1 protein-coding gene, 2 tRNA genes and 2 rRNA genes are annotated in these 13,065 nt (G+C 40.6%); all 5 read left to right on the forward strand.

Annotated features, from left to right (window positions below; translation table 11 throughout):
* Positions 1-137 precede the first annotated feature (137 nt).
* Entirely contained in the window at positions 138-7,037 is a 6,900-nt protein-coding gene (locus tag LNP23_RS15195; RefSeq protein WP_230001839.1) for a S8 family serine peptidase, read from the forward strand.
* A 957-nt stretch (positions 7,038-7,994) separates the two neighbouring features.
* Positions 7,995-9,508, forward strand: a 16S ribosomal RNA gene (locus LNP23_RS15200).
* Between the two features lie 124 nt (positions 9,509-9,632).
* A tRNA-Ile gene (locus LNP23_RS15205) sits at positions 9,633-9,706 on the forward strand.
* Between the two features lie 166 nt (positions 9,707-9,872).
* Positions 9,873-9,946, forward strand: a tRNA-Ala gene (locus LNP23_RS15210).
* 147 nt (positions 9,947-10,093) lie between these two features.
* Positions 10,094-12,972, forward strand: a 23S ribosomal RNA gene (locus LNP23_RS15215).
* Together the 16S and 23S rRNA genes with 2 tRNA genes alongside form the textbook arrangement of a ribosomal RNA operon.
* The last annotated feature ends 93 nt before the right edge of the window (positions 12,973-13,065 follow it).

Here is a 13,065-nt window from a genome sequence, read left to right on the forward strand (position 1 = left end):
CCAATACTGGTTTTTAGTTTTAATTTTAGTTTACGCTTGCTTGTTTAAGAAATTTCTTATAATAATTATTTGCTGTTTGTAGTTTAATTCGTTAAGTTTACTTTTTTTTAACTATTAATTAACCAAAAAATTCTCCTATGCTAAAAAGAATACTTAGTCTTATTATGATGTTTTTTGCGATTTCGATGTGGTCGCAAGAAGAGCTTCAAAATGATTATTCTGTTTTTATAAATGGAAATAAAATACCTACTTCTGCCAATTTTAAAGAACAAGTTAGAGAATTTAAGAAGAATACAAGTAAGCAAAAGCCAGTGGCAACTTACTATTTGGTGCAATTTACCCAAATGCCATCTGTAAAAGAGCAGCAAAAGTTAAAAGAGCAAGGTATTACATTGCTTAGTTATTTATCGAATAATGCGTATTATGCTTTAATTAATTCGAACTATTACAATAAAGGGGTTATTTCTTCTACTATCAGGACTGTTGTTACGGTAGATTCAAAGTATAAAATTGATCCAATGATTGCAAATGGAGCAATTCCGGATTATGCCTTAGAAGGAAGTAATAACGTTAAGGTTGTAGTAAGTTACTTTAAGGGAGTTGACAGTAAAGTTATTTCACAAAATCTGGCAGGTTTATTTGTGAAAAGCAGTAAGATCGACGAATCTTTTAATGAAGTTTATTTGGAAGCTTCCAGAGATAAATTGGAGGAAATAGCAAAACTAAACTGGGTTCAAAATATTGAACTGGTTGCTGCTCCTGTTGAAAGTGATAATAAGCCTGGTGTAACTTCTCATAAAGTAAATGTTTTAAGTTCAGTTATTCCCGGTTTAGGATATGGATTGACAGGAAAAGGGGTTAAAGTGGGTGTTTGGGATGGAAATCTGGAAAAACATAAAGATCATACCGGTAGAGTTACAATTAGAGAATATGAGTCTAATTCTTCTCACGGAGAACACGTTTCCGGAACAATTGGCGGCGCCGGTTTGTTAGATCCAAGAGCCAGAGGTATGGCGCCGGAGGTAGAAATGTTTGGTTGGAATTTTAATACACAATCAAATGGTTTAAGTGTGCAGCAAGAAAGAGTAAAAGCGGTAACAGAAGACGGGATCGAAATCACCTCTAATTCTTACGGATCCAGTCTTACTTCCGGATACAATGTGAGGAGATACGATAATGCAGATCGTGGAGATGATAATGTTACGGTTCTATATCCTTATCTTTTAAATGTGTATTCTAATGGAAATTCGCAATCAGCATACCCGGGTGGTTTTAATACCTCTACTAAAAATTCAAAAAACTCATTGCACGTAGCAGCCAATAATCCTGATGATATGATTAGTGGTTACAGTAGTTTCGGGCCAACGATTGATGGTCGCTTGGTACCACAAATTGCGGCAGTTGGCTCAGATGTATATTCATTGGCTTATAGTAATGGGTATCAGGTTATGAGTGGAACTTCAATGGCTACACCCGGAACCAGTGGTACAATAGCTTTGCTCTACGAAAGATATAAAAATATTTATGGAGAAAAACCATTAGCCTCTTTAATGAAAGCGTTGGTTACCAATACCGCAATAGATGCCGGTAACCCGGGTCCGGATTATAAATATGGTTTTGGAAATTTGAATGGTCTAAGAGCGATTAAAGCTTTAGATAAAAAAATGTTTTACACGGCTACTGTAGCAGGCGGAGCAGTTTATGAAAAAGAAATTGTGGTGCCTGTGGGTTTAGTTTCTTTAAAAGTTATGCTTGCTTATTCGGATGTAGCAGGAACACCCGGCTCAACTTCTGTTCAGGTAAATGATTTGGATATTAAAATTGTAAAAGACGGTACTACGACCTTACCGTGGATTTTAAATCCAACAACTCCAAATGCAAATGCAACAAGAGGAGTAGATACGATGAACAATATCGAGCAAGTAACTTTAGATAATCCTGCTCCCGGAACCTATAAAATTGTGGTTACCGGTACAAGAGTTCCTCTTAACAGTCAGGAATTTTCGGTAGTATACGATTATGTGGCACCGGAATTAAGTCTGACTTATCCGATTGGTAGAGAAAAATTCAATCCGGAAACTACAGAATACATCCGTTGGGATTATGAAGGAGAAGCAAAAACGTTCACGATCGAATATTCACTTGATGGAGGAATAAATTATACAACACTAGCAAAAGAAGTTCCTGCTGCCGCAAGAAGTTTTGCCTGGAAAGTACCTGCAGCTGTGGTTGCAAACGCTAAGATAAGAATTAGTACAGGTGCAAAAGTAGATACTTCAAAAGAGGTATTTAATATTATTGCAGAGCCTAAAAATTTAGTGATTGCGCCAGCTGTCTGCGGTACTTCTTCCTATAAAATGGATTGGGATCCTATTGCAGGAGCAAAATATGAAGTTTTAAAAATGAACGGATACAAGTTTGATGTTGTCGCGACAGTTACAGAACCTAGTTATACGTTTAATAATCTTACAGCAGGGGAAGACAATTGGTTCTCTGTTCGCACAATAGATGTCGCTACAGGAATTACTTCTGAAAGAGTTAAAGCAATAAACGTGGATCCGGTTTCACAGCCGGTTTTGACAGTCGCCAGTTTACCGTTTTTAGAAAACTTTAATGAAAGAAAAGCAACGAATTATGTTCTTTCCAAAGGAACTGCAGGTATTATAAAATATGAATATGTAAACGCAACACTACTGGACGGTGTAAAAATGGCAGGGTCCGGAAATGTATCTTTGACGCCATGGGTTGCAAGTACAACTGCGAATGCCTTTGCCAATAACCCGAATTTCATAAAAAAGATGTCTTTTTGCGATGTCGACGCTACAGCACTGACAGGAAAAGTGATTCGTATGAAATTTAATTTAATTTGGAATAGTGTTGGCGCCGTTAATAAAAACTTTTTTAGAGTTTTGGTAAATGGAATCCCACTAAGCAGTCATGAAAACATAGACGTTTATGCAGGAGCCACGCTATCAGGAAATACAGAAGTAATCTATGATTTGTCGGCATTCGCAGGAACAACATTTAGTATTGCTTTTGAAGCTGTTATGGATAATGATGCGAGTGTGGTTGGTAATGATACGGTGTACACTACTGTTTTTGTAGATAATGTTAGTCTTTTCGAAGCCACAACTACCGATTTGGCACTATCTTCATTGGTAGCCAATACTGCTTTAACAGCTACTGAGACCGTGACAATGAAAGTGTTTAACAATTCTCCTGTTGCAATAAGTACTATTCCTGTTTCTTATAAAATTAATGAAGAAACAGAAGTTAGTGAAGTTATTCCGGGACCCATTGCTCCTTTGAGCAGCGTGTCTTATGATTTTGTTCAGAAAGTCAATTATGCTACTCCGGGTGTTTACAAAGTTGTTGGCAATGTAAATTATACCGGTGACGCTGTTGTTGAAAATAATACAATTACAAAAACTGTTTATAATAACGGGACAGATGTTTTAATGGGGTCAGCTACCCCAAATACTACTTGTTCGGCGGTATTTACAGATAACGGAACACGTTTCACCAATTATAGTGATAATGTAACCCAGACCCTAACTTTTAAACCCGCTACAGCAGGCAGCAGTATAAAAGTAGATTTTACAACTTTTGATACGGAACAAGATTTTGATTATTTGTATGTTTATAATGGCCCTTCGGTTTCTGCAGCTTCATTGGTCGGCACTTTTACAGGCAATGCTTTGCCTTCATCAATAACATCTAAAGCAGCAGGAGGAGAGCTAACTTTTAGGTTTACTTCAGATTCAAACACAAATGGAGCAGGGTGGACCGCTGACATCAGTTGTGTTGCAAAACCAACCGTACTTGATGCTAGTGTCGCTGCTATAGTTACGCCGGAGATTCTTGGAAAAAAAACAAGTACAAATGATGTAACGATTAGAGTTAGTAATTTAGGTGCAACTGCTTTAACAAACCACCCGGTATATTATCAGGTAAACGGAGGAGCAAAAGTTGCAGAGACAGTTCCTGCTATAGCTGCTTATGCTACAGTAAGTTTTACTTTTGCAGCCAAAGCAGATTTGTCTGATGTTGGAGCAACTTACCTAATAAAAAGTGGTGTTGATATAACAGACGATAATAATAGTAATGACGCAAAAGAAAAGACAGTATATAACAAAAATGAACTACCTGTTCATGAGAATACCAGTGGATATGCCATTTCTAAATTGAAATGGAATGATGTTGTGAATACTTCAGGAACGACTGCCTATTCTGATTTTAAGAATATAAAAATTCCGGTATATCCGGGATTGACCTATCAGCCTGAGGTTTCAATCACCAAAATAGAAATACCAATCACAAGAGATCTGTCAGCAACTGCTGTTGGTGTGTTTACTATGATGGTTATTGATTTGAATGGAGATGGTAATCTAACCGATGAATTTTATGCGGGTAATTTCTGGGTGAATACAACACCTACTTCAGCTGCACCGGCAATTCCATCTACAACAAGCACCCATTATTTCAGAAATAATATTTCATTGGCAGGAGGTTTAACGATTCCTGCAGGTACGACAGCAGGTGAAAAATTGATGCGTGTTATCCATATGTTTCGTTCACCGAATGAGTATTTTAACGTAAACCTTGGACCAACTATTGATGGATTAACAAGTTCAAGAGGAGATTTTGAGATAGAAGAATATACCGTTAATGTATTGCCATTAACCGCTGCTGATGCAAGTGTAGAAAGGATTACAGCGCCTTTTAAATCTGCTAATAAACCTGTAACCGTAACAGCAGTTATACGCAATTTTTCAAATACTGTAATTGCTAATTTCCCAATAGCATACAAAATTAATGGCGGAACCGAAGTGGTTCAAAATGTCAGCACCTCTATTGCGGCACTGGGAACAGCTACTTTTTCATTCACTACTAAAGCAGACTTAAGTGCGTCAGGAGATTATACAATTGAAGTATATACTAAATTGGCAGGTGATACAGACGTAACAAACGACAGTAAATCAATTTCGCTTACACATGCGGCAAATTATGCTTTAAACGTAGTGGGGACTTTCGATGGAGTTGATGATTTTATAAAGACAGATGTTACACCAGCTCTGGATCTTACCAACAATTACACATTCGAAGCATGGGTTAATCAGAAGAAACCTTCCACTTTTGGTAGAGTTTTAGACAAAAGCAGGGCGTTAGTTTTTATTCACAACAGTAATAATGTAACGCTTTACAAAGAAAATAGTTTGGTGATTTCTATTACAACTGCTTCAGGTTCATATGTAATCAATACAGGAGCAAATTCGATTAAACAGAACATTTGGCAGCATATTGCTTACACAGTGAGTTCAACTAATGTATATACTGTTTATATTGATGGAGTTTCTGTTCCTTTTACTAGTACCGGTATTGCCGGGGCAGCTACTACAAATGCAACACTGCCGGCTTATATTGGTAACAATGCCACTTTAACACGTGGTTTAAATGGTAACATAGATGAAGTTCGTATTTGGTCAGGTGTTCGCGATCAGGCAACAATTTCCGGCAATGCAATGGTAAGATATACGGGTAATGAAGCTGGGTTAACAGGTTATTATCCTTTCTCTGAAGGTGATAAACAATTTGTTCATGATTCTTCTGCAAATGATAATACAGCTGTAGTAACAAATGCCGATTCAAATGGTTTAGGTGAAGGGAAATTCTGGAATATTCCTGTTCTGTTACAAAAGGTAGATTTTGTAAATCAGCTTTCATCTACTTACGATGCAGCAACCAAAACCTATACTGTATTGTTGAATAATGGATCCGATATAACGACAGCAGTTGCCAACTGGGGATTAGGAATGAATAGTATTGCAAAAATAAACGGAATAACACAAGTAAACGGTATTACAGCAAATGACTATACTAATCCAGTTACGCTAACAGTTGAGGGAGTTGGTTTTAATACAGGAATTTCAGAAACGTATACTATTAAAGTGATTACCGATTTAAAAACGGAAAGCAAATTAATTTCGTATAATTTTACAACCGCATCAAATCCGGTGTTAACATCAGATATTAATACAGATATAACAGGAAACAATGTTACAAAAACAGTAGTCTTTGGAACTAATATTTCAAGTTTAAAAGCAGATTTTGTTGTTTCTCCGGGAGCGGAACTTTATATAGACGGGGTGAAGCAGTTAAATTCGAAAACAATTATATCAGATTATTCGAATAGTTTTCTGGTTACTGTTGTCTCAGAGAACAAACTTTCACAGACCAATTATACGGTTACATTAAATGCGAGAAATTCAGAGGCCAATATTTTGGCATATACTGTTGCAAATCAAGTAGGAACAAGTGTTATAGATCCGGTTTCCAAAACAGCTAAGGTTTTGGTTGATAATAATGCTGATTTAGCTACAGTAGTTCCGGTTTTCCAAATATCTGATTTTGCTACATTGCGTATCGGTACCTATTTTCAAGATAGTGGCGTTACGAGATTAAACTATACTTCGCCAGTTGTTTATAATGTATTGGCGCAAAATGGAGATATTGTAGATTGGACCGTAACAATTGAAAGAGCCGCACCAATTATAACGCTTTTAGGAGACGCTATAGTTTCTATTAATAAAGGTTGTGTTTTTACCGATGCAGGTTATAGCGCAAAAGACAATTTAGGTGTTGATATTGGAGCAGGAGTTGTAGTTTCTGGTTCTGTCGATGTAAATACGCCGGGTCAATACATTCGTACTTATACCGTCAAAGACGCCTTGCAAAATCAAACTTCAGTAACTCGTATAATAAATGTATCAAGCACAGCATGTAGTTTAGGAGTAGATTCCAATACAATTGAAGGGTTTGTTATCTACCCAAATCCGGTAAAAGACGGGAAAGTGCACATACAAACAAGTTCCGGCAGTTCTAAAAACATCAGAATATCTGATATGTCCGGAAAAAAGGTGTTTACGATACGATCTGCTGACAAAGAAATAAATGTTTCTAGTTTGCCATCGGGAGTTTATATAGTTAAAGTAGAACAAGATGGAAAAACCGCAACACAAAAATTAATTATCAAATAAGTTTCGTCTAGTATATTAAAAAAAACAAGCCATCACAATAGCATTTAAAGCCGGTCTTGTTTTAATATACACCAAACCCACAACCCGACAGGTTTTCAAAACCTGTCGGGTTTGTTTGTTAAAGAGAGTAAGGTAGAGAATAAGAGTTGTCCTTATATATAGGTGTAATTACATCCTTAATTATACACCCCCAACCCGACAGGTTTTAAAACCTGTCGGGTTTGTTAAAGAGAGTAAGGTAGAGAATAACAGTTGTCCTTATATTTATAGGTGTAATTACATCCTTAATTATACGTCCTCAACCCGACAGGTTTTCAAAACCTGTCGGGTTTATTTTTTAAAAACCCCAGTAAAATCAGCCCTTCCAAAAGAACAGCAACAAGATAAAATTACAAAAAGAAAGAAAATTCCTAAAAACAACAAAAAAAGAAGTTTTGTAAAAACACCATTACCAGTAAGTTAAGAAAAAGATTCAAAAAAAGGCAAAAAAAGCAAAGTAAAAAGCTTGTAAAAGCGAATAAAGGGACTACTTTTGCACCCGCAACGACGCAGACGTTCCCTGATAGACTGACAAGAAAAGAGGATTAATTTTTTAGAAAAGTTTGAGAAAACAAAATAAAAAAAAGATTCAAAAAAGCTTGTGAGATTTGAAAACGCTGCTTACCTTTGCACCCCGCAAAACACGCAAGTTCATTGAGAGATTGGTTAAGAAAAGAAGAAAATTAGAAACGAAAAGTTTCTAAAAAAAACTTCAAAAAAGTCTTGCCAGTTAAAAATAAAGATGTAGTTTTGCACCCGCTTTGAGAAACAAGCGAAACACAGAAACATACGTTCGTAGACATATTGAATTGACAGCCGTTTTAACAGAGATGTTAAAACAAAAGAATAAGAGTAATGGAATCGAGAGATTCGAAAAGAACCGATAGAGAACGCATCGCAATATAATATAAAAAATATACGATGAAGAGTTTGATCCTGGCTCAGGATGAACGCTAGCGGCAGGCTTAACACATGCAAGTCGAGGGGTAGAGTTCTTCGGAGCTTGAGACCGGCGCACGGGTGCGTAACGCGTATGCAATCTACCTTTTACAGAGGGATAGCCCAGAGAAATTTGGATTAATACCTCATAGTATAATTGAATGGCATCATTTAATTATTAAAGTCACAACGGTAAAAGATGAGCATGCGTCCCATTAGCTAGTTGGTAAGGTAACGGCTTACCAAGGCTACGATGGGTAGGGGTCCTGAGAGGGAGATCCCCCACACTGGTACTGAGACACGGACCAGACTCCTACGGGAGGCAGCAGTGAGGAATATTGGACAATGGGCGCAAGCCTGATCCAGCCATGCCGCGTGCAGGATGACGGTCCTATGGATTGTAAACTGCTTTTGTACAGGAAGAAACACTGGTTCGTGAACCAGCTTGACGGTACTGTAAGAATAAGGATCGGCTAACTCCGTGCCAGCAGCCGCGGTAATACGGAGGATCCAAGCGTTATCCGGAATCATTGGGTTTAAAGGGTCCGTAGGCGGTTTGGTAAGTCAGTGGTGAAAGCCCATCGCTCAACGGTGGAACGGCCATTGATACTGCTAGACTTGAATTATTAGGAAGTAACTAGAATATGTAGTGTAGCGGTGAAATGCTTAGAGATTACATGGAATACCAATTGCGAAGGCAGGTTACTACTAATATATTGACGCTGATGGACGAAAGCGTGGGTAGCGAACAGGATTAGATACCCTGGTAGTCCACGCCGTAAACGATGGATACTAGCTGTTGGGCGCAAGTTCAGTGGCTAAGCGAAAGTGATAAGTATCCCACCTGGGGAGTACGTTCGCAAGAATGAAACTCAAAGGAATTGACGGGGGCCCGCACAAGCGGTGGAGCATGTGGTTTAATTCGATGATACGCGAGGAACCTTACCAAGGCTTAAATGTAGATTGACCGGTTTGGAAACAGACTTTTCGCAAGACAATTTACAAGGTGCTGCATGGTTGTCGTCAGCTCGTGCCGTGAGGTGTCAGGTTAAGTCCTATAACGAGCGCAACCCCTGTTGTTAGTTGCCAGCGAGTCATGTCGGGAACTCTAACAAGACTGCCAGTGCAAACTGTGAGGAAGGTGGGGATGACGTCAAATCATCACGGCCCTTACGCCTTGGGCTACACACGTGCTACAATGGCCGGTACAGAGAGCAGCCACTGGGCGACCAGGAGCGAATCTACAAAACCGGTCACAGTTCGGATCGGAGTCTGCAACTCGACTCCGTGAAGCTGGAATCGCTAGTAATCGGATATCAGCCATGATCCGGTGAATACGTTCCCGGGCCTTGTACACACCGCCCGTCAAGCCATGGAAGCTGGGGGTGCCTGAAGTCGGTGACCGCAAGGAGCTGCCTAGGGTAAAACTGGTAACTAGGGCTAAGTCGTAACAAGGTAGCCGTACCGGAAGGTGCGGCTGGAACACCTCCTTTCTAGAGCCTAAGTGTTAGCAAGCAATTGCACGGTTAGGAAAAAAGATGCAGATCTAAATGTTTCTGAATCATGAAATTTTATTACTCTTGCTGTTAGTTCAAATAATAAATTTAAGTAAAACAGAGTCTCGTAGCTCAGCTGGTTAGAGTACTACACTGATAATGTAGGGGTCGGCAGTTCGAGTCTGCCCGGGACTACTTTTTAAAGAGAATTAATTAAAAATCAAAAATTTATAATTAAAAGTAACTTAAAAAGACTGAAAAGCTTAAAAAAAGGAAATTCTAGAAGTTGGAATTCACCAAAGAAATTAGAGAAGAATTAAGAAATCTAAAATCTGAATTCTACAATCTAAGATTGCAAAATGGGGGATTAGCTCAGCTGGCTAGAGCGCCTGCCTTGCACGCAGGAGGTCAACGGTTCGACTCCGTTATTCTCCACTGATTTACTATAAAAGTAGTAAATAAAAGTTCATTGACATATTGAGATAAGAAATAATAAAAAGTAGAAAGCGTTTTTTGTTATTGGTAGTAATACGGATAATAAAAGACAAAAAAAAACGGTCATAATTGATTTTATGATTGGTACAATAAGCAAAATAAGGGCGTATGGGGGATGCCTTGGCTCTCAGAGGCGATGAAAGGCGTGATAAGCTGCGAAAAGCTACGGGGACGGGCACACACCGATTGATCCGTAGATACCTGAATGGGGCAACCCACTATGTTGAAGACATAGTACACCGATAGGTGGGCAAACCCGCTGAACTGAAACATCTAAGTAGGCGGAGGAGAAGAAAACAAAAGTGATTCCGTAAGTAGTGGCGAGCGAACGCGGATTAGCCCAAACCAATGTTGTTACGGCAAGATTGGGGTTGTAGGACCACGACATTTTATGCACAAGGAACTAGAAGTGACTGGAAAGTTATGCCATAGAGAGTGATAGCCTCGTATAGGTAACAAGTGTAATAGATAGTGGTATCCTGAGTAGGGCGGGGCACGTGAAACCCTGTCTGAATTTGGCGGGACCATCCGCTAAGGCTAAATACTCCTGAGAGACCGATAGTGAACCAGTACCGTGAGGGAAAGGTGAAAAGAACCGTGAATAACGGAGTGAAATAGATCCTGAAACCATACGCTTACAAGCGGTCGGAGCCCTTTCGTGGGGTGACGGCGTGCCTTTTGCATAATGAGCCTACGAGTTAACGTTGCTGGCAAGGATAAGTGGTTAAGCCACGGATCCGTAGCGAAAGCGAGTCTGAATAGGGCGCTTTAGTCAGTAGTGTTAGACGCGAAACCGTGTGATCTACCCATGGGCAGGATGAAGCGCTGGTAACACAGTGTGGAGGTCCGAACCGGTTGACGTTGAAAAGTCTTCGGATGACCTGTGGGTAGGGGTGAAAGGCCAATCAAACTCGGAAATAGCTCGTACTCCCCGAAATGCATTTAGGTGCAGCGTTATTTTAGTTATATAGAGGTAGAGCTACTGATTGGATGCGGGGGCTTCACCGCCTACCAATTCCTGACAAACTCCGAATGCTATATAATGATTGATAACAGTGAGGGCTTGGGTGCTAAGGTCCAAGTCCGAGAGGGAAAGAACCCAGACCATCAGCTAAGGTCCCCAAATATATGCTAAGTTGAAAGAACGAGGTTTGTCTGCCCAGACAGCTAGGATGTTGGCTTGGAAGCAGCCATTCATTTAAAGAGTGCGTAACAGCTCACTAGTCGAGCGGACGAGCATGGATAATAATCGGGCATAAGCATATTACCGAAGCTATGGATTTACAGTTTACTGTAAGTGGTAGGGGAGCATTCTAACAGGGTTGAAGGTGTATCGTAAGGTATGCTGGACTGGTTAGAAAAGAAAATGTAGGCATAAGTAACGATAATGCGGGCGAGAAACCCGCACACCGAAAAACTAAGGTTTCCACAGCTATGCTAATCAGCTGTGGGTTAGTCTGGTCCTAAGGCGAACCCGAAAGGGACAGTCGATGGCTAACGGGTTAATATTCCCGTACTACTAATTACTGTGATGGGGTGACGGAGTGATGAAAGCGCCGCGAACTGACGGAATAGTTCGTTGAAGTACCTACCTATAAGCTGCGCAGGCAAATCCACGCGGCTTGGGGAAATACGATAGTACTCGGAGTCTTCGGACAAAGAGATAGTGCGCCTAAGGGCTTCCAAGAAAAACCTCTAAACTTCAGGTAATTAGTACCAGTACCGTAAACCGACACAGGTAGTTGAGGAGAGAATCCTAAGGTGCTCGAGAGATTCATGGCTAAGGAATTAGGCAAAATAGACCTGTAACTTCGGGAGAAAGGTCGCCAGCGCAAGCTGGCCGCAGTGAAGAGGTCCAGGCGACTGTTTATCAAAAACACAGGGCTCTGCAAAATCGTAAGATGAAGTATAGGGCCTGACACCTGCCCGGTGCTGGAAGGTTAAGAGGAGATGTTATCTTCGGAGAAGCATTGAATTGAAGCCCCAGTAAACGGCGGCCGTAACTATAACGGTCCTAAGGTAGCGAAATTCCTTGTCGGGTAAGTTCCGACCTGCACGAATGGTGTAACGATCTGGACACTGTCTCAGCCATGAGCTCGGTGAAATTGTAGTAACGGTGAAGATGCCGTTTACCCGCAGTGGGACGAAAAGACCCTGTGCACCTTTACTATAGCTTAGTATTGACCTTGGATAAATGATGTGTAGGATAGGTTGGAGACTGTGAAGTGGCGTCGCTAGGCGTTGTGGAGTCATTGTTGAAATACAACCCTTTGTTTATCTGAGGCCTAACCCCGCGTTGTGGGGGACATTGCTTGGTGGGTAGTTTGACTGGGGTGGTCGCCTCCAAAAGAGTAACGGAGGCTTCTAAAGGTTCCCTCAGTACGCTTGGTAACCGTGCGTAGAGTGCAATGGCATAAGGGAGCTTGACTGAGAGACATACAGGTCGATCAGGTACGAAAGTAGAGCATAGTGATCCGGTGGTTCCGCATGGAAGGGCCATCGCTCAAAGGATAAAAGGTACGCCGGGGATAACAGGCTGATCTCCCCCAAGAGCTCATATCGACGGGGGGGTTTGGCACCTCGATGTCGGCTCGTCACATCCTGGGGCTGGAGAAGGTCCCAAGGGTTGGGCTGTTCGCCCATTAAAGTGGCACGCGAGCTGGGTTCAGAACGTCGTGAGACAGTTCGGTCTCTATCTACTGTGGGCGTTAGAAATTTGAGTGGATCTGATTCTAGTACGAGAGGACCGAATTGGACAAACCTCTAGTGTATCTGTTGTCCCGCCAGGGGCACCGCAGAGTAGCTACGTTTGGAAGGGATAAGCGCTGAAAGCATATAAGCGCGAAACCCACCACAAGATGAGATTTCTTTTAAGGATCGTGGAAGATGACCACGTTGATAGGCTATAGATGTAAAGGCAGTAATGTCATAGTCGAGTAGTACTAATAATCCGTAAGCTTATGTACACCCTTTTCCCCACACTTTGGTGTGGGGAAGAAACTTTCTCCCTTCGACTAAGGTCAAGGACTTTTTATATTCTTTATCTCAGTATGTTAAGA

It is taken from the genome of Flavobacterium cupriresistens (genome assembly GCF_020911925.1).
Lineage (GTDB): Bacteria > Bacteroidota > Bacteroidia > Flavobacteriales > Flavobacteriaceae > Flavobacterium > Flavobacterium cupriresistens.

Excerpts from the sequence above, each read along its gene's own strand:
- LNP23_RS15195 (WP_230001839.1), top strand. The coding sequence starts at position 138 with ATGCTAAAAAGAATACTTAGTCTTATTATGATGTTTTTTGCGATTTCG.